This is a genomic window from Ligilactobacillus acidipiscis (genome assembly GCF_900116935.1).
Lineage (GTDB): Bacteria > Bacillota > Bacilli > Lactobacillales > Lactobacillaceae > Ligilactobacillus > Ligilactobacillus acidipiscis.
Genome location: NZ_LT630287.1, coordinates 1356564 through 1376251 on the forward strand (window position 1 = coordinate 1356564; position 19688 = coordinate 1376251).

At 37.4% G+C, this 19688-nt stretch carries 19 protein-coding genes and 1 pseudogene; 1 reads left to right on the forward strand and 19 read right to left on the reverse strand.

All coding sequences use genetic code 11. The annotated features are described in order from the left end of the window. Window positions 1-287: 287 nt before the first annotated feature. The 5 genes from lepB to BQ5903_RS06250 all read right to left on the reverse strand — a co-directional run bounded on the left by lepB (window position 288) and on the right by BQ5903_RS06250 (window position 3631). The gene (lepB, locus tag BQ5903_RS06230) at window positions 288-884 is read right to left on the reverse strand and encodes a signal peptidase I (RefSeq protein WP_010494179.1); all 597 of its coding nucleotides are present in this window, start codon (window positions 882-884) and stop codon (window positions 288-290) included. A 10-nt stretch (window positions 885-894) separates the two neighbouring features. Continuing rightward, a complete protein-coding gene (locus BQ5903_RS06235; protein ID WP_010494181.1) occupies window positions 895-1323 on the reverse strand; it encodes a hypothetical protein in 429 nt (142 codons plus the stop codon). 96 nt (window positions 1324-1419) lie between these two features. Next, complete coding sequence (locus BQ5903_RS06240; protein WP_079579161.1) at window positions 1420-2229, reverse strand: TIM barrel protein; 810 nt, start codon at window positions 2227-2229, stop codon at window positions 1420-1422. A gap of 19 nt (window positions 2230-2248) precedes the next feature. Next, a complete protein-coding gene (locus BQ5903_RS06245) occupies window positions 2249-3115 on the reverse strand; it encodes a DegV family protein (RefSeq protein ID WP_079579163.1) in 867 nt (288 codons plus the stop codon). A gap of 87 nt (window positions 3116-3202) precedes the next feature. Then, window positions 3203-3631 (reverse strand): MarR family winged helix-turn-helix transcriptional regulator, encoded by a 429-nt coding sequence (locus BQ5903_RS06250; protein WP_010494184.1) that lies wholly within the window; start codon window positions 3629-3631, stop codon window positions 3203-3205. A gap of 187 nt (window positions 3632-3818) precedes the next feature. On the opposite strand from BQ5903_RS06250, the gene BQ5903_RS06255 reads away from it, so the two are divergent. Then, window positions 3819-5519: an Rqc2 family fibronectin-binding protein gene (locus BQ5903_RS06255; RefSeq protein WP_056988057.1), complete on the forward strand. Its 1701-nt coding sequence runs from the start codon at window positions 3819-3821 to the stop codon at window positions 5517-5519. Window positions 5520-5591: 72 nt separating this feature from the next. Here BQ5903_RS06255 and BQ5903_RS06260 read toward each other — a convergent pair whose 3' ends face one another. The 14 genes and pseudogenes from BQ5903_RS06260 to BQ5903_RS06320 all read right to left on the reverse strand — a co-directional run bounded on the left by BQ5903_RS06260 (window position 5592) and on the right by BQ5903_RS06320 (window position 19660). Further along, the gene (locus BQ5903_RS06260) at window positions 5592-6053 is read right to left on the reverse strand and encodes a hypothetical protein (RefSeq protein ID WP_079579165.1); all 462 of its coding nucleotides are present in this window, start codon (window positions 6051-6053) and stop codon (window positions 5592-5594) included. A gap of 221 nt (window positions 6054-6274) precedes the next feature. Beyond that, window positions 6275-6583, reverse strand: coding sequence for an HAD-IA family hydrolase (locus BQ5903_RS12230; RefSeq protein WP_231920819.1), 309 nt, complete (start codon window positions 6581-6583; stop codon window positions 6275-6277). 187 nt (window positions 6584-6770) lie between these two features. After that, window positions 6771-6968 carry a YjjG family noncanonical pyrimidine nucleotidase gene (locus BQ5903_RS12235; RefSeq protein ID WP_231920820.1) on the reverse strand — a complete coding sequence of 66 codons (198 nt, stop codon included), beginning with the start codon at window positions 6966-6968 and terminating at the stop codon, window positions 6771-6773. 4 nt (window positions 6969-6972) lie between these two features. Continuing rightward, the gene (locus tag BQ5903_RS06270) at window positions 6973-7497 is read right to left on the reverse strand and encodes a GNAT family N-acetyltransferase (protein WP_010494189.1); all 525 of its coding nucleotides are present in this window, start codon (window positions 7495-7497) and stop codon (window positions 6973-6975) included. Window positions 7498-7529: 32 nt separating this feature from the next. Beyond that, a complete protein-coding gene (murI, locus tag BQ5903_RS06275) occupies window positions 7530-8309 on the reverse strand; it encodes a glutamate racemase (protein WP_010494191.1) in 780 nt (259 codons plus the stop codon). Between the two features lie 27 nt (window positions 8310-8336). Continuing rightward, window positions 8337-9503, reverse strand: a complete 1167-nt coding sequence (locus BQ5903_RS06280; RefSeq protein WP_079579167.1) for a pyridoxal phosphate-dependent aminotransferase — start codon at window positions 9501-9503, stop codon at window positions 8337-8339. 91 nt (window positions 9504-9594) lie between these two features. Next, window positions 9595-10359 carry a DeoR/GlpR family DNA-binding transcription regulator gene (locus tag BQ5903_RS06285; RefSeq protein WP_079579169.1) on the reverse strand — a complete coding sequence of 255 codons (765 nt, stop codon included), beginning with the start codon at window positions 10357-10359 and terminating at the stop codon, window positions 9595-9597. A gap of 217 nt (window positions 10360-10576) precedes the next feature. Further along, window positions 10577-11500, reverse strand: a complete 924-nt coding sequence (locus tag BQ5903_RS06290) for a manganese-dependent inorganic pyrophosphatase (protein WP_010494203.1) — start codon at window positions 11498-11500, stop codon at window positions 10577-10579. 87 nt (window positions 11501-11587) lie between these two features. Further along, window positions 11588-12553, reverse strand: a complete 966-nt coding sequence (locus BQ5903_RS06295; protein ID WP_010494206.1) for a LysR family transcriptional regulator — start codon at window positions 12551-12553, stop codon at window positions 11588-11590. Between the two features lie 533 nt (window positions 12554-13086). Then, a complete protein-coding gene (gene pyrE, locus BQ5903_RS06300) occupies window positions 13087-13704 on the reverse strand; it encodes an orotate phosphoribosyltransferase (protein WP_010494208.1) in 618 nt (205 codons plus the stop codon). Next, window positions 13705-14412 carry an orotidine-5'-phosphate decarboxylase gene (pyrF, locus tag BQ5903_RS06305; protein WP_172823835.1) on the reverse strand — a complete coding sequence of 236 codons (708 nt, stop codon included), beginning with the start codon at window positions 14410-14412 and terminating at the stop codon, window positions 13705-13707. Then, on the reverse strand, window positions 14402-15346 hold the full coding sequence (locus tag BQ5903_RS06310; RefSeq protein ID WP_079579171.1) for a dihydroorotate dehydrogenase: 945 nt from the start codon (window positions 15344-15346) through the stop codon (window positions 14402-14404). The genes pyrF and BQ5903_RS06310 overlap by 11 nt, the downstream gene beginning before the upstream one ends. 51 nt (window positions 15347-15397) lie before the next feature. Beyond that, window positions 15398-18585: pseudogene (carB, locus tag BQ5903_RS06315) on the reverse strand (carbamoyl-phosphate synthase large subunit). Then, complete coding sequence (locus BQ5903_RS06320; RefSeq protein WP_079579173.1) at window positions 18569-19660, reverse strand: carbamoyl phosphate synthase small subunit; 1092 nt, start codon at window positions 19658-19660, stop codon at window positions 18569-18571. Before BQ5903_RS06320 ends, carB begins: the two are co-directional and overlap by 17 nt. Window positions 19661-19688: the final 28 nt, after the last annotated feature.

Below are 19688 nucleotides of genomic sequence, written 5' to 3' on the forward strand. Positions count from 1 at the left end.
AAAGCTGTAGTTTTTACAGACTTTATTTAGTAATTTTACTATTTTTGTTGTTTAAATTAGCGTTTTGGAGACATTGTTGGTTATTTGAAATCAGTAAATCTGAGGGGGGTCAGTCATTTTTTTCTCTTTATTCTAGTTTACATAATATACATTATCAAAAGTAGGGTCAAAAAGAAAAACCGCCCCAGCTTGCCCCAAAGTTTATTTATTGCACAACGCTGTTAATTTTGTTCTTTATAAAAAAAGTCTGGTAATTTTTTACCAGACCTTCAGTGAACCTTGATATTTTAATTTGTTGCAAAAGAATTTATTACGTTACGTTTGTTATTCCAAACAGTAACTTTAACAACTCCTAGTATCTTATCTTTAGGAACAAAACCATAATAACGGCTATCATTAGATTCATGTCGATTGTCACCCAGCATAAAATATTTTCCCTGTGGTACTGTAAATGTCTGACCTGTTCCCAAGTGCACATCCGCTGCTGGGTTTAAACTGTCTGCTAACTGCAATGTTCCTTGTTTTTGCTGTGCCTTGGTGATATAACTCTGTGATTGAAATTTGCCGTTAACATATAAATCACCATTGTCTTTATATTCGATCTTATCGCCAGGCAGACCGATGACCCTTTTGACATACATCATTTTCTTGGTCATTTCCGGATTCTGGTGATCTACACCATATGCATTAAAGACGACTACTGAATCACGCTTGATGTCTGCTTGTTTAAGCAACATCACGTGTTCAGTTGACTGCAAGTTCGGATACATTGATGAACCGTCAACTTTTACCGGAGTAAATAAAAAAGTCTTGATCAATGCTGCAGCCAATAGACCGATCAAAATGGGCACCAACCAACTCATAATTGATTTTATTGTATTCATATTTCTCCTTTTACATTTGTTTGTAATTCTCAAACTCAGAATCAGAAATATCTTGTTTACGATGACTTATTTTATATAAATAAATCAAAAACAAGCTAATAAAGAAAACCTCGAAGCACAGGCTCAAGGTAGCTTCCCCATGAACAAAAGGCAAAAAGAAACCACTCGTAGTAAGAACAACTCTCAAGATGAAATCTGCCCGAACAAATAAAATAAGATTACTGATCAATGCAATTAAACTTAATAAGGACATGATAAATGTCAAAATCAAGATAATACTGAAAAATAAGCTCTTGTTATCGGCGAGTCTGAAAGCTAGCGGGTACGAGATCCTCTTAAACTTTATTAAGCCCCAAACAGTTAAGTGAAAAACAATATCTACTAAGATGTATAAGACCCCGATGATTCCAGTACAAACATTGAGAACTCGATTGATCATAGTGCTCCCCTCTTCTCAAATACTGTCAATAACAGTATTATAGACAAGTAAAAGAGTTAAGTGAAAGCAGATAAATTGTTCTTAATTTAAATTTAACTAAAATTCCAATTCCTTTAGATACTGGTAACTTGCTACCTGTTCAGCAGCATCATCTTCATTTGCTAATTGTATTTCAAAAATATTAGTGGCCTGTGGATTCAGTAACGGAACAACTTCTTGCCAATTAATATTTCCTTGTCCAACAGGCAAACTATCATGCTTTTGACCTAAAGAATCTACCAAATGATAATGAACGATCTGATCTTTTAAATTATTGAGAGAAGTCATCAAAGCATTATTATTACCCTTTACTTTAATGAAACAGTGTGACGTATCAAAGGCCAAGCGATAATGATGCTCTTTAATTTTTTCTTCATCTGCTGGTAAGCCATAAGCGAAAAGTTGTGAGATAGAGTTTTCAAACATAACATGGCGACCGCCCAGCTCTTGAAAATGGTCTAGACGGGCAAAAGCCGCCGCTTCAGCTTCCGCAAAAGAAGCATACATCTCAATGAAATGCTGTGTTTGCCGGGCATAAGCGCCATGAATCAAGACTTGGACTTCGTGATCATCCGCTAATTGTAATAAATCTAAAGCTGATTGTTCAACAAAAGCATACAAACTCGGGCACCTACGTTCTGGCGCGATAATTTCAGTTGCAGTTCCACGATATTTCATTGGGTGATGAAGCACGATCTTATCCGTTGCTTCACTTTTGACCCATTCAATATCATATGCCAAGCGTTTCAATCCTTCTGCCGTAAAATCATTTTCATCAGTAAAAAACTCAAAAACATCCGGATGGTACTGTAAGCGGTCCTTAATTTGACTAGCTGATGTGCTGGCTTTCAGTCCTAAATCTATCATAAATTCTAGATTACCTCTTTTACTGATCTATATCTTCCATCCATGCTAAAGCGAGTGCCTTTTCCCCCAAATGAGTCCCAATGACCGGTCCAAAATAACTAATATCAATTGGATAATCAGGGTATTGTTTTGCTAGTTTTTGTTTCCAGTTTAAAGCTGCTTCTTTATCGTTGGCGTGAATAATGATCATTCTTACAGGATAGTCGATATTTTTTAGTTTCTCATCAAATAAACTTTCGACACGCTTCAATGCTCGTTTAGAAGAACGAACTTTATCAAAGGCTAAAATTTTATCTGACTGCTCATCAAAAGTTAGAATCGGCTTGATTTTTAAGACGCTGCCAATAAAAGCAGATGCATTAGATAAACGCCCGCCACGAACCAAATTTTGTAAATCATCGACGACAAAATATTCATCGACTGTTTTTCTTAAGTGCTCTAAACGATCAATGATCCGCTGACTTGTTTCGCCACGTTGTGCCATTCGAGCAGCCTCGACCACCATATTTCCCATTAGCATAACCGTGATCTGCGAATCAAATGGAATAACATTGACATTTTTGACTTGTGGAGCAACAACTGTCTTCAAAGTATTATATAGACCAGAAATTGTTGCCGCTAAATGGATACTGATCACAGTATCATAACCCTGTTCCCCAAGATTTTCGTACATCTCTACCAACTCACCGATCGGAGGTTGTGATGTACTTGGAAAAGACTCTGAAGACCTCAACTTTTCAAAAAATTGATCGGTTGTGATGTCGACATCTTCCTGATATGTTTTTCCGTCAATTATAACTGGTATCGGGATCACATGAATATTATATTTTTCTATTTGTTTTGGTGAAAGATAAGCCGTACTATCAGTAACAACAGCTATTTTCATAAAATTACACCTACTTTGATCATTGTTTACTTAAATTAATTAAAAAATAATTGCGATTTTAATCGTAACATACTCATGGTACCTTAGCTAGCTTTCGATCCTTTCAAAACTTGTATTGAGACGATTTAACAAGATTTTTAGTAAATTTTGTTCCTCGTTTGTCCACTGAGAAAATAATTCACTACTCATTTTTTCAAAATCAGCATTCATCTCATTTAGAGCAGTTCTACCTTGATCAGTTATTTGATAAAGATATTTTTTTCTAGCCATTGGCTTTTTACCCATTTTTTTAATAGATAATAAATTCTTTTCAACCAATTTGCTCAACTGACGACTAAGGGTCGAAACATCTAATTTAGTCTTTTTGACAAGTTCTGTTTGAGTATCATTACCGTCCAACACATTTTGAAGTAGTTGCCATTCTGCAATTGTCAAAGTATGTATGCGAGTCATCTTTTTTAATAACTGCTTATAATTTTTTTGAACATCTAACAAGACGTCTAAACTTGCTTTCAATGTTTCACCTCCATAAAATGAACTATAATTGTATATTACAACTTAACTCAAAAACAAACAAGTTTAAGTTTCGTATAGTATAGGATTTAACATATTACAGAAAGAAAAACTACAAATAGCTTTTGCTCAAAAGATAAATAAAGGTTAAAATGTAACTACTGTAAACAATAAAAAGGAGTGTTCAATAATGGCTTTCGATGGTTTATTCGCACATGCGATGGTTAATGAATTAAAAAATACACTAGTTGGCGGTCGTGTGGCAAAAATATCGCAGCCCTATTCCAATGAAGTGATTTTAACAATTAGGGCTAACCGCCATAATTATCCTTTGTTGTTATCAGCAAACCCTAATTATGCACGGATACAGATCACAAAGATACCTTATGAGAACCCCCAAACTCCTACGAATTTTACCATGATGTTGCGCAAATATCTTGATGGCGCAAAAATTCAGGATATTTGGCAATTACAAACTGATCGTGTTATCTATTTAAGTTTTACCCGTAGAAACGAACTTGGAGATCAAATCACTCTACTGTTAAGTATCGAAATCATGGGAAGACACAGTAATGTGATTTTGATTGATTCTCAAGAAAATAAAGTTTTAGACGCGATCAAGCATGTCCCGGTACAACAAGATCGTTATAGAACTCTACTGCCTGGTTCGACTTATCGAACTCCACCAAAGCAAGAAAAAACAGATCCTTTTTCTGAACAGGACTTCTTTTCAGAGTTAAATAAGCAATTCCCCAATAGAGATGTTCTAGCTTCCGAGTTAATGAAAGCTTATCAAGGGTTCTCAAAATTGTCAGGCTTACTCTTAGCCGATACATTACATTCAGCCGAGTATAAAACTGTCAACGAGGCATACAAATCTTTCCTCGAAAAAACTGAAAATCCTACTCCAGTTATTATCACACATAATGATAAAATTGATTTCAGCTTTTTCTCTGGTCAAATGGAAGTTCAATCAACCTGGGAAACTTTAAGTGAGTTATTGGATAAATTTTACCAAGAAAAAGCCCAACACGACCGAGTCAAGCAACAAGGTGCTGATCTGATCAAAGTTGTCAAAAATAATCTGCGTAAAAATGAAAGAAAGTTAAAAAAGCAAGAAAAAGAGCTTAAAGCAACAGAAAATGCTGATTTTTACCGTATCAAAGGTGAACTGCTGACCACTTATTTATATAAGGTCAAGAGAGGAATGACCTCCGTCACGTTGCCTAACTACTATAATAATGAGCAACCTGAAAAAATCAATTTGTCAAATCAACTAAGCCCTTCACAAAATGCACAGAAGTATTTTAAACGTTATCAGAAGCTCAAAAATGCTGTGAAATATTTAGGTGAACAGATTCGGCACACAAAGTCAGAAATCAATTATCTTGAATCACTGGCTAGCACTATTGAACTGGCAGATCCAAGCGACCTTCCAGAGATCAAAGTCGAGTTACAGGAACAAGGTTATTTGAAATCGCAAAAAAATAGCCCGGCGGCAAAAAACAAGAGACGCAAAAGTTTGAGCAAGCCAGCTGAATTTACCAGTAATGATGGAACTAGAATTTCTGTTGGTAAAAACAACAAACAAAATGATCATTTGACCATGAAAATCGCAAAAAAAAGCGATTTTTGGCTTCACGTTAAGAATATTCCTGGTTCACACGTTATTGTGCATAGTAGTTCACCAAGCGATGAAACACTTACTCAAGCAGCACAAATTGCAGCCTACTTTTCTAAAGGCAGATCCTCGGCTAACGTAGCGGTTGACTATGTTCCAGTAAAGAATATCCGTAAACCTAACGGAGCAAAACCTGGCTTTGTCATTTATGAAGGTCAAAAAACTATATATGTCACTCCTGAAAAAGAAGAAATAGAAAAATTGAAATAAATAACAGAGTGTAACTTACAAAAAGTCTTCATCTATCAATGGCAGTATGTGCCGAATAGATGAAGACTTTTTTTATAAACCAACAGAATCATTTTTGACTAATTTCATATGTCGTGCTCTTGATGCGGTAAATGCTTTTTCAATTTTTTCGCTTGACCACTCTTTAACAGGTGAAAACTTGAACTGAACTTGCATACCTTCATCGTTAAAGTTGACCTTGCGGATTTCAAGGATCCTGATCCAGATACCAATTGTATTATCAAAGAAAATATCCCCTACCTGAGGAATATTGTAATATTGATCAGGTGAGAAATTTAATTCATTTTCGGTGGTCAAATAATTTGCAGCCAGATCTGGAGAACCGTAAAGTTGTCCGAGGCAATAATAAAAAATGTTATTATCATTCTCACGAAACGATTTGACATCGATCCCTAAGATATTGATTATTACAAATGTTCCACCATGATACTGAACTACATCTCCGATAGAAACCGGTGATTCCTCTTTTCTTTTTAAGCGAATACTCTCGATCATAGTTGCACCTCCCTGTTAACTATATTCAAGTTTGCACAGAGTTAAGCTTGACCTAATGATTTAACTTCAATTTAATTATAAACTCTTCAGCCAAAAGTTCCAAGTTTTCATATGATCACCACAACATATTTTTCATTCTTTTTTTGCTGAATCAAGGTCAATAAAACTTTAACTACATAATAGTACATACAAGATTTAGGTAATTTGTACAACTTGAACTTCTAAGCAAACTTCTTTACTTCACTTAAAGAATCAATTTGATAACTTGGGCTTATCTGTGAGAAGTTGGTAGTCCTTTCTGGATTAAACCACATGGTATCGATTCCTGCATTGATACCTCCCAAGATATCTGAACTTAGGGAATCACCGACGATCAGCGTCTGAGCAGGGTCAGCGTTAGAATGACTAAAAAAATACTTAAAAAATTCAGGATCTGGTTTTTCACTGCCTATTTTCTCGGAAACAAAAACCTGTTCGAAAAATTCAGCCATTTTAGCCTCTTTAAGGCGTTGAATTTGTACCTTAAACACACCGTTAGTTGCTAAATATAACTACTTTTTGGCTGAAAATAGGTCCGTCAAAAGTTCTATGGCCCCATCCACTTCTTCATGACCATAAGCTAAATATGACAAATATTGGTCAGAACAACTGTTACCATTGATTTCCAACTGATAGTAGTTTTTGAAAAAAGTATGAAATCTTTCTTCAAAAAGCTGCTCACGAGTAATTTGCTTTTTTTTCCAATTTCTTCCATAAACTTTGATTAAAATTGCTAAATGCTTGCTTAGCTGGTTCATCTAATTTCAACTTTAAATCAGAAAATAACAATTGTAATGCTTGTTGTTCAGCTGATTTAAAGTCGAGCAACGTATCGTCTAAATCAAAAATAAATGTTTGATATTTTTTATCAGTCAATTATCTACTCCTGTTTAATCTTTAATTCATAAGCTTTTCTTATTGGGTCACTTTGTTCTTGCTTAACTTCAACAATTCCGCAGTATTGAAATCCCAGCTTGCTGATCACATGTTGCATACCGGCATTTTGTGGATGAGTGTCGATACGTACATGGTAGATTCCCCTTTTTACTATTATTTCAAACAATTCTTTAAAAAAAGGTTCACTTAAATGCTCTCCACGATATTTAGAACTCATCGCAAAACGATGGATAGTATAATATTGAGCATCAGAAAGCCATTCTCCTTGCTTTATCACATCGTAAAAAGGATCCGGTCCTAACTTTAGAGCTGCGATCCCTAAAATTTCTGTTTCGTTTACAAATAAAAACAGGTCTTCTTGTTTGATATCTTCAAAAAAAGTGTTCTTGTTCGGTGTACCATCTTGCCATTGCGGTATACTATTTTGTTTTAAAAATAAACGTGCTTGATCAAAAATTTCCATAACCGCTGGTAAATCATTTAACGTTGCCAATCTAAGTTGTAACATAACATTTATCCCTACCGATCACTAAATAAGTATCATTGAGCAAGAAAGAGTTTTTTACTTAACTGAATTTCGCGCGGATCTGGATTGCTATTAAAGAATTGGACCTTTCCTTTTTTTGAGCAATCATTTCGCAGCGCGTATTTATCTAATTGGCTTTTTAAGTGAGCTGCCGCTCCAAAAGCACCATCTGTGATGAAAACGTTAGGACCAACAATTTTTTGGATAGCAGCCCGTGCAAACGGAAAATGAGTGCAGCCTAAAACAATTGAATCAACATTTCCCTTATAAGGTTCCAATAGTCCATTTAAATATTTATATAATGCGGAACTATTTGTATCACCATGTTCGATGAACTCTACTAAATCAGACGCAGGTAACCGAATGATATTTGCCTGGTCTTCATACTGCGAGATCAGCTCAGCAAACTTTTTTTCTCGTAAAGTTAATTTGGTTGCCATAACTACAACCTCAGAATTACTTTTATGCTGAATAGCTGGTTTAACAGACGGTTCCAGCCCAACAAAAATAACTTCTGAAAATTCTTTTCTTAAACGATCAATGGCCGCACTAGTTGCAGTATTACAAGCAATTACTATCGCCTTTACATTAAGCTGAATAAACTTTTCAACAATATCATGGCTCAGCCTAAAAACTTCTTCTTTATCTTTAACTCCGTACGGAGCATTTTTCGAATCACCATAAAACAAATATGTTTCGTTTGGCATTAATTTGTATAATTCTTTTAAAACGCTGATACCACCGACCCCCGAGTCAAAAACTCCAATAGGTCTAGTTTTTTCATTAGAATTCAAAATATTTTGCCTCCGTTGCACCTTAAACTAATTATTTTTGACATAATCCTTGATCCTGCTAGCAGCAGCTTTTAATTTATCCATGGATGCGGCATAACTGACACGCACATACCCTTCTCCGCCAGGTCCAAATGATGCACCTGGGATCAAAGCAACTTGTGCTTTTTGTGCCAAGTCCCTTACAAATTTCCATGAATCTGTTCCAAATTTGGTAGGGATCTTAGCGAATAAGTAAAACGCTCCATCCGGACTCGCAACCTCAAAACCGCATTGTTCAAGTTCTTGACAAAAGAAATCCCGTCTTTTGATATATTCATTCTTCATCTGTTTACTGTCTTCTTGTCCATTAGTTAAAGCTTCAAGTGCAGCAAACTGAACATTGTTTGTTGGTGCTGTTACTAAGTACTGATGCGCCTTGATCGCTTGTTCGATGAAATCATTTGGACCCATAAGAAAGCCCGCTCTCCACCCAGTCATTGCATGGGACTTGGATAAACCTGTAACAAGCAATACTTGGTCAGGTAAAAACTCAGCTAAACTGGTATGTGTTTTTCCATAAGTCAATTCCGCATAGATCTCATCGCACAAAACCCACATACCGCTTTCTTTGATCACTTCAGCCAATTCTCGTAATTGTTCTCTCGAGTAATTTACTCCAGTTGGGTTACTTGGATAAACCAAGACTAGCGCTTTAATATTACGTTCTTGATTGTTTTTAATAGTTTCTTTTAACCTTTCTGGAGTTAAAAGAAACCCATCAGCATTAGTATCTATAGTTATGCATTTGCCGTGATTGATTTGAGTAATTGGAATATAGATCGGGAAAACAGGTGTTGGGACAAGAACCACATCATCTGGGTTTAAAATGGTTTGTAAAGCTGCTGCGATCCCCTCGGTGGCTCCAATAGTTGTAATGACCTGCTCCGGTTCATAGTTTAAATGATATTTTGAATTGTAATAATCTGCCGCTGCTTGACGCAAAGTTGGAATCCCAGGATTAGGCGTATAGTGAGACTGATCGTCATTTATTGCATCAACTGCAGCTTGTTTAATATGTTCAGGCGTATTAAAGTCCGGTTCACCTAAAGTTAACTTAATGATGTCCGGAATATTACTGACATCAATGTCAAATTGGCGAATATCTGAAATTGCAACTTGTTTTACTTCTTGATTAAATTTATGTTTTAAAACCATTTTCTCACGCCCCTTTCATCAAATTGACATTATTATACCAACTACGAAGCAGGTAATGCTATCATAATTATAAAAATTTACAAAATAATTGTTATTTATTATCACCGTTTACTATCTTGATCTCAGTTTCTGGGGAAAATAATTCACGCTGTTCTTTGGTTGGAATTTTATCAGTAATGAATAATGAGATTTGGTCTAAAGAACAGATTCTGTAATACGATTTATTTACAAACTTCTGGTGCTCTGCGACCAAAATAACCTTACGCGCACGCTTAGCCGCCATACCAACAATTTCAGCATCATCTTGATCTAACAGATAAACACCATTTTCATCGATCCCAGAAGCAGCTATAAAAGCTGTATCGAACATAATATCTTGTAGCTCTTCTATGGCTAAATGAGAATAGAAAAAACGATTGTCATGATCTAAAGTCCCACTCAAACTTTTAACAGTAACTTTATTATTTTGTGCTAAAGCAATACAATTGTCTAACGAGTGAGTGACCACTGTTAAGGGAATATTTAGGTTCTGACAAGTTTTTAATAAAATAGTAGAGGAATCAACAAAGTAAACATGGTGTGGTTTAAAATAATTTAAAGCTTCAAGTGCAATTTGGGTTTTAGACTTGGTGAAATGTGCTAACCGACTTTCATAATTAGGGACACTTCTGCCAAAATCAAGGGGCAAGATCCCTCCGTGAGTTCGACGAACCTCTCCTCGTTTATTCAAAAGGACAATATCCCTACGTGCTGTGTCCTGTGAAATACCAAATTCATTCATAATATCTTTAGTTGATAGCTCCTGCCGCTCTTCCAATAATTGTTTGATAAGTTTAATTCTTTTTTCCTGACTCAACTTGATCACCTCAAAATAATGTTTTCAATCTTTATTATATGTTTTTATATACGTAATTGAAAGTATTTATAATGATTACCTTTCACTTGTTTCTGATTTTGATTTTGAAGCCATAGTTAAAGTAACTTATTATTATGCTATGCAAAAAAAAGACTCCCAATTGCCATTACTGACAAATATTAGGAGACTATTTTCTCTTAAGAATATTATTTATCTTTTATTCGAAAGCTTTTTCCAACGGCGGTACAACCTGTTTTTTACGTGAAACGACGCCAGGAAGGTCCATTTTATCGTTCTCTAAGCCATGGCCAAAGGCAGTTTCAACAATATCCTGGCCTGCTCCAATCGCTAATAAGCGAGTATTGGAATCTAAGATATTTGTGACCATTAATAAGAAAAGATCATAACCATTATCTTTATTTTGAGCCTCAATAGCTGAACGCAATTCATCTTCACGCGCAAATACCTCAGCAAGATCAACTGTATTTACCTGATCCACACGAACGGTTTTGCCCCCCATTTCAAAGGATTTAGCATCAGAAGTAACTAACTCCTCTGCAGTTTTAGTTGCCAAATTAGTTCCAGCCTTCAGCATTGCTAAGCCATACTCTTCATAATCAACTCCAGCAATTTCGGCTAATTTTTTCCCAACCGCAACATCAACATCAGTTGTTGTTGGTGACTTGAATAATAATGTGTCTGAAATAATGGCAGATAACATTAAACCAGCTAAATTTTGCGGAATTTCAACTCCCCGTTGTTTGAATTCCTTAAAGATGATCGTACTGCAACAGCCAACTGGTTCTGCATGATAATATAGCGGAGCCGCTGTTGCAAAGTTAGCGATCCTGTGATGGTCGATCACATGCGTTACTGTTAAATCAGAAATGTCGTCTACACTCTGCTGTGCTTCATTATGATCAACCAATACGACTTCTTTCGTCTCTGCACCAGCTTCTGAAATAATACGAGGATATGGTTCTGAAAAATGATTAAGTACAAATTTTGTTTCATCATTGGGTTCGCCTAAAGCAACAGCTTCAGTATCCGATCCTAGCTGATTTAACAAAAATGAATATGCTTTAGCAGCGACGATAGCGTCGGTATCTGGATTTTTGTGTCCAAAAACTAATTCTTTCATGTTAATTCATATCTCCTTATAATGACCAGTCTTGTTAGTCTCACTACAAACTAAAACACCGGGTAATTAAATATTCATATACTTAGCTTATTGCTCAAGAGTAGAATCTGTCAAGCGAGAAATGTAGTCTTTTTCAACTAGATATTGTTCAAACTCTTTAAAAAAGTTTGCGATCCGAGGAATTTCAGACTTGCCCTTACGATAAACATAGGACATTTCAAAACTGATCACCGGATCAAACGTTGCAGTGTACAGTCCGCCAGTTTCTTTTTCATGTGCTGTGATGAAAGACGCTGGTAATGCAGTATAATTTCCAGTCTTCTTTGAAAATTTGAGTAATTGGTTTGGCTGGGTAAAGCGTGCCGCAAATTCAGGTGAATCCAAGTTATCATCTCTGTAAGCTTCCCGCAATTGCGTATTTACATAGAAATCAGTTGGATATCCGACCCATGGACAAGCCAAAGTATCTCTTAACTTGATTTTTCTTCTTTTCTTCAGTTTTTCGCTTTGATGAACGAATACCAAACTCTCTGTAAATATTTTCTTTGCTTCATATGTTTTCCAATTTTTAATATTTTCATCTGGAAGATACATGATTGCTATATCTAATTGATTATTTTCCAACCCTTCCCAGATCTCTTTACGAGTCAAAGAATAAACAGTTAATTTAATATTTTGATGTCTTTGATAAAAATCAGACACAAAATCAAAAAAGACACCTGTATCAATAGAAGCCAAAATCCCAATGTTGATCTCACCAATATCCGGACTAGTGGATTGTTGAATTTCATCGGTAGCCTTGTTCAAAGTTTCATAGATTTGGTGAGTTGCATCTAACATTGTATAGCCTGCATCAGAAAGATGTAATTTTTTCCCAACCGAGTAAAACAATGGTGCCCCAACATTTTTTTCGAGCTTTTTGATCTGTTGAGTCAGTGCTGGTTGGGTAATACCCAAAATTTGAGCAGCTTGAGTATAACTCATAGTTTCCGCTAATTGAAGAAAATAAGTTAACGTTTTAGATGAAAAAATACTTTCATGCTGTGTTTTCATAAATACGACCCCCTTTTTGTTTTCTCTCGCATAACTAAAACATTTTTCGTAAACAACACCCGCTCGCACTTAATTTAAAACCAAGACCATAAATCTCCGGAAAAATTACTTTTTTTAAATAAAGGTTGTGTAGTTTTTAAGGTAAAAGTGGTTGTCCCACAATTATCTTATTTTTACCTTGCTGATCTGGCAAAAATATCTATTCCTTGATTATAAGTATAGCAAGAAAATAATAACCTAACATTAATAAAAATGTATCCTTGAAAACTGAGTCGGCATTTTATTAGCACGAAATAACCAGTAAAAATAAAGATAATCTGATACATACAATAAGTTTACACTTTAAATGATTTTTTCGCAAATATCGGTTTCATTGTTGACTGGCGTGGATCAAGAAATATCTAAAGTCTCGCAATCAGGTCTAAAAAGTCAATTACTTTCACATTTCAAATATCTTACTAAAAACACCTGTTTTAAAAAGCTCTGTCAGACAAAGCTTTAAAACAGGTATATCTTTTTATTTTATTATGCCGTTACTTCCAATTTTTGGGTGATTTTTTCCATTCAAACATCGAGTCAACTTCAGCCTGGGTGAATGAACTTTTTTGTTGGGCTGCTTCGATAAGTTCAGAAAAGTTGGTTAACGTATGGAAAGTCAAATTTCTTTTCGCAAAATTTTCTTGCAGATCTCTCAGCTCATAACTAAATATCCCTACAACACCCAAAACAACCGCGTTTTCATTTTCTAAGGCAGTTGCTGCTTTGAGTACACTGCCTCCAGTCGACAATAAATCATCGATCAAAACAACTTTTTGGTTTTCTCGTAAAACACCCTCTGTTTGTTTCCCTTTACCATGATCCTTAGGCTTTGAACGCACGTAAATCAACGGTAATTCAAGTATATCTGCAACCCAAGCAGCATGTGGGATACCAGCAGTTGCTGTTCCTGCGATCACTTCCGCAGACGGATAATTTTGTCTGATCAGATCTGCTATCCCATTAGCGATTTCTTTTCTGATAGCAGGATAGCTGATGGTTAGTCGGTTATCACAATAAATGGGGCTTTTGATCCCACTTGCCCATGTAAATGGAGCTGCAGGTGATAACTTTACAGCTTCAATGTCAAGTAGAGCTTCAGCAATTTTTCTCAATTAAATTCCTTCTTTCCAAGATTTTTTTATGTCACGGTATGTTTGATATGGATCTTTTGCCTGAGTAATGCTTCTTCCGACCACTATCATAGATGCCCCGTACTGCGCTGCCTGACCAGGAGAAACCACCCTTTTTTGATCGTCATGCGCATCACTTTCTAAGCGAATTCCAGGTGTGACAGCCAGAAAATCTTGCCCAGTAACTTCTTTGATTTTGCGAGCCTCGAAAGCAGAGCAGACAACACCATCAAGTCCAGCTTGTGCTGCCAGTTTGGCATAATTTTCCACACTTTGCTCCATACTTGCCTTGACAAGCTGCTCTTGCTGAAGCATTTCTTCCGAAGTTGAAGTTAGTTGAGTGATGGCCAAAATTTTGGTGTTTGCAGAACTTTGCACTAAACCACTCTTTGCAGCCTTCATCATTTGAAGACCACCGCTTGCGTGAATAGTAGTTAAAGTAACATTTAACTTTAAAATACTTTTTATTGCTGCTTCGACCGTGTGTGGAATATCATGACACTTCAAGTCAAGAAAAACATCATAGCCGCGTGCAGTCATCTCCTTGATCAGATCTGGACCACAGCTATAAAACAGTTCCATCCCAATTTTTACAAACAACTTTTCTTTTTTCGGAAATTGTGTTAGAAAGTTATCTACACTGGCTTTGTCTGGAAAATCCAGTGCAATTATTGGTCTATCAGCTCTCATCTTGAAATCCCTCTTTTACTTCATTTATTAATTTTGACAGTGATTCAATATTTAGCCGATCCATTTCAGGTTCAAGTTCGTCTAGAATATGCCAACAAGCTGCGGGATCATTAAACTGTGCACTACCGATCTGCACTGCGCTTGCACCTGCTAGGTACATTTCGATCACATCTTGTGCATTTGAAATACCCCCAACACCAATGATAGGCAGATCAACTTGATGGGCAACCTGATAAATCATCCGAATAGCTGTGGGCTTTAAACTTGGACCAGACCAACCGCCAAATTTATTACCTAGAACTGGTTTTCTAGTTTGAGGGTCGATCCTCAAACCGTAAAGAGTATTGATCATTGTCAAGCCCTCTGCCCCGCCGTCCTTGGCAGCTTGAGCACACTCGATGATATCAGTCACATTTGGCGTTAGTTTAACATAAACAGGAACTGCAACCCTCTTTTTGATCTCACTAGTCAGCTTTTGAATGACCAGGGGATCAACACCGAACTGCATCCCGCCGGCAGCAACATTAGGGCAAGAAACATTTACTTCTAAAGCGTCAACCAGTTCAGAATTGTCTAGTTTCTCCGCCACCACACAATAGTCTGAAATACTTGCACCAGCTAAACTGGCAATGATCGGTAAATTCGGATAATGTGTTCGAAGTTGCGGTAACTTATGTTCAACTACTTTATCTACTCCTGGATTTGTCAAACCGACTGAATTCATGATCCCCTCTTTAAAAGAAACGATCTGTGGCTGAGGATTGCCTTTTTTTGCCATTTTGGTTGTCGTCTTTAAAACAACTGCACCTAATCTGTTTAAATCGTTTAACCTAGCAGCCTTAACATCCCCAAAACCAAAGCTGCCACTAGCCGGCATAATAGGATTTCTTAAAGAAAGCCCGGGTAATTCTACTTGTAACCGATTTGTGCTCATAAGCTCTCCTTTTTTTAACACATCTTAGCAACGTTAACTCTAATTTTACTTTTATAAAGGAGCCGTGGTTAAATACTGTCCTTCTAAAGCAACAAGCAAGGCTTGGACTGTATCCAAAGATGTTAATAAAAGCACATTGTGTGCCAAGGCAGTTTTCCTGATCAAAAAACCATCTGAATTCTTAGCTACATCCTCACCTATAGTATTGACTACCAAATCAACTTTTCCAGCTGAGATCACTTCCAAAATTCCATCTTTCTTTTGCTCGGGCTCTTCCTTGATCTTGGCAATTTCCATTGGATAAGTACCGGTTTGTCTTAAAAGGTCTGCAGTTCCGGATGTTGCATAAATTCGATATCCAATCCTAGCAAAACGACGAGCGAGACTAACAACTTCTTGTTTATCTTCATCGCTAACCGTTAATAAAATATTCCCATTCGGAGGCAACAATAGTCCTGCACCGACAAAAGCTTTTAGCAAAGCATTGGCATACTGGGTATCACTTCCCATCACTTCACCCGTAGACTTCATTTCCGGGCCAAGCAAACTATCACTATCATTTAATTTATTAAATGAAAAAACCGGTGCTTTTACATACTTGGTCAGTGGTTCTGCTTGTAATCCTGTCTGCAAACCTTGTTTCTTCAGGGACTCTCCCAAAATACTTCGCGTCGCGATCTGCGCCATTTCTAAGCCCGTAACTTTACTTAAGAATGGAACTGTACGGCTTGCCCGCGGATTAACTTCTAGAACGTAGACTTTTTCTCGCACAACGATAAACTGAACATACATAATACCGATACACTTTAATTCACGGGCCAGTTTTTCTGTGATATCAACGATCTGCTGCTTGACATTGGCACTCAGATGTTGCGGAGGATAAACGGCCATCGAATCACCTGAATGCACACCCGCACGTTCGATATGTTCCATAATTCCCGGCAATAATACTGCAGAACCATCGCATAATGCGTCAACTTCACATTCTCGTCCCTCTAAATATTGATCGATCAATATTGGATGCTGACCAACTAGAGAAGTATTTTCTTTTAAATACTTTAACAACTCTTCTTCAGTGGTAACTATCTGCATTGCACGTCCGCCCAGTACATAGCTGGGGCGAACCAACACTGGATAACCGATCTCTGACGCACCAGTTACTGCTTCGTCTTTCGAATAAGCGATCTTACCCCGAGGTTGATTTAGTTGTAGTTTTTTAATCAACTGATCGAACTCGTCACGGTCTTCAGCCTGATTTAAAGATGCTAAACTAGTCCCCAATATCTTTACACCATTAGCGGCAAGCGGCTCAGCCAAATTGATCGCGGTTTGCCCTCCAAACTGTAAGATGACTCCTAATGGCTGTTCGAGTTCAACGACATCCAAAACTTTTTCTAAATTTAAGGGTTCAAAATAAAGTTTATCAGACACGGAAAAATCAGTTGAGACTGTTTCTGGATTCGAGTTCATAACAATTGCCTCATAACCCGCTTTTCGCAATGCTTTTACACAATGGACCGTTGCATAATCAAATTCGACTCCTTGGCCGATCCTGATCGGCCCCGAACCAATGACTAAAACCGACTGTTTTTTAGTTTTTCGACTTTCATTTTCTTCGCCATACGTACTATAAAAATATGGTGTATCTGAAGAAAATTCAGCTGCACAAGTATCGACCATCTTATAAGCAGGTAAAACTTGTTTTTCCAAACGAAATTCTCTCACTGTTTGCTGATCACTTTGCCATAAACGAGCTATAGTCATATCACTAAGCCCATAGTATTTTGCTTCTTTCAAGTAATCGGCGTCAAAAGCCCGCTGCTTACCTTTTTTTCAAGTTCAATCAAATGTAGCACAACATCTAGGAAGTATTTATTTATTTTAGTAAAAGCTGCAACATCAGCTAACGAACAATTTCTGCGCAAAGCTTCGGCGATATAAAACAATCTCTCATCCGTAGCATGTACTAAGAATTTAGCTAGCACTTCATCATCTACCTGGCTGATTTTGGGCCAATACAGATCTTGCGGCTCGATTTCCAAAGACTGAACTGCTTTTGATAAAGCTTCTTCCAAATTTCTGCCGATTGCCATCACTTCGCCAGTTGCCTTCATTTGAGTACCGATCGAATGATCAGCCTGAGTAAATTTATCAAATGGCCAACGCGGTATTTTAACAACAACGTAATCTAAGGCTGGCTCAAACTCAGCATAAGTGGTTTTAGTAACAGGATTCTTGATCTCCGTCAAGTTTAATCCAACAGCAATTTTTGCAGCCATTTTAGCGATCGGATAACCCGTTGCTTTGGAAGCTAATGACGATGAACGTGAGACTCGGGGATTAACTTCAATGACATAATATTGCATACTCTGTGGCGAAAGAGCTAATTGCACGTTACAGCCGCCTTCGATACGTAAAGCACGAATCAATTTTAGGGCACAGTCTCTTAACATCTGATATTCGCTATCACTAAGCGTTTGTGTGGGAGCAAAAACAATCGAATCACCCGTATGAACACCCACCGGGTCAAAATTTTCCATCGAACAAACGACTAATGCATTGTCAGCTGCATCGCGCATTACCTCAAATTCGATTTCGCGAAAACCAGCGATCGACTGTTCTATCAAACACTGACTGCTAGGCGATAATTTTAAACCATTGGCTACTATTTCTGATAACTCAGTTTGATCATGGCAGATCCCGCCTCCAGTTCCTCCCATAGTAAACGCGGGCCGGACGATCACTGGATAACCGACTTCATTCGCAAAATCCAGAGCTTCATTGACGTGCTGCACTGTTTTGGAAGCTGGAACTGGTTCACCCAAGTCTTGCATTAGTTGTTTGAATTTTTCACGATCTTCTGCTTGCTCAATGGAAGAAAGCCCTGTACCTAACAATTCAACATTCATTTCTTGCAAAATACCTTGTTCAAATAACGAAACGGCCAAATTCAGCGCTACTTGTCCTCCTAATGTCGGTAACAAAGCATCTGGAGCTTCCTGCCTGATTATCTTGGTAACTGTTTCTACAGTCAAAGGTTCAAGATAAACTTGATCAGCAATTTCATGGTCAGTCATAATAGTTGCGGGATTAGAGTTAACTAAAACTACTTGATATCCTTCCTCTCGCAAAGCCAAACATGCTTGAGTCCCCGAATAGTCAAATTCGGCAGCTTGACCAATTACTATCGGACCAGAACCAAGAACTATAATTTTAGAGATATCATTTCTTTTTGGCAATTTTTTCCTCCTGTTGCGATGTGATCATTGCAATAAAATCATCAAAAACATCTATAGCATCATGTGGACCGGGGCTTGCATCTGGATGAAATTGAACTGAAGCTGCAGGATACTTTTTATGTCGCAATCCTTCAACCGTTTGGTCGTTTAATTCAACGTAAGTTTCCGTTAGGACTGAATGGTCGATCGAATCTGCAGCAACCGCATAGCCATGATTCTGTGAGGTAAACATCGATCTTTGACTCGCTATCTCTATCACAGGATGATTAAAACCACGATGTCCAAACTTCATTTTGTATGTTTTGGCACCATTTGCCAGTGCAAATAATTGGTGTCCTAGACATATCCCAAAAATGACGGTCTTTGACTGTATCTCTTGGATCATCTTGATCGCATTTGGATGATCTTGCGGATCGCCAGGGCCATTTGAAAGCAAAACCCCATCCGGTTCAAAGCGCAAAATTTCCTCAGCATTAGCTGTTTCGGGGACAACAACGATATTACAGTGCCTTTTGATCAATTCTCGTAAAATACTCTGCTTGGCACCAAAATCAACTAAGACGACGTTAAACCCACTTCCCGGGATCATGAACGGTGCTTTTTGATTATCACGAAACAGCAGCTCTTTTTTTTCAGAGCGAACTAAATTATCTACTACGTTCGCTGTTGCTGGTAATCCATCTACTAATTCAGCTTGCATCGTACCTGCATTTCTCAATTTCTTTGTCAATGCACGAGTGTCTATCCCGCTGATGCCTGGAATTCCTTGGCGTTGCATAAAATGATCCAAGGTTTCACTCGAACGCCAACTATCAACTACTCGAGCCAGCTGACGACAAACAACTCCCGCACATGATGAATTCAAATCCTCACTATCCACCAAAGAAACGCCATAATTTCCTAATAAGGGATTAGTAAATACCAGCAATTGTCCAGCATATGAATCATCCGTGATCGCTTCTTGGTAACCTGTCATACCAGTTGTAAAAACCAACTCGCCTACAGAAACTCGTGCTGCTCCAAATGCTTGTCCCTGGGAGACCGTGCCATCTTCTAAAACTAAATAACGTTTCATTTTGCCTTTCACCCTTCTCACATATTTT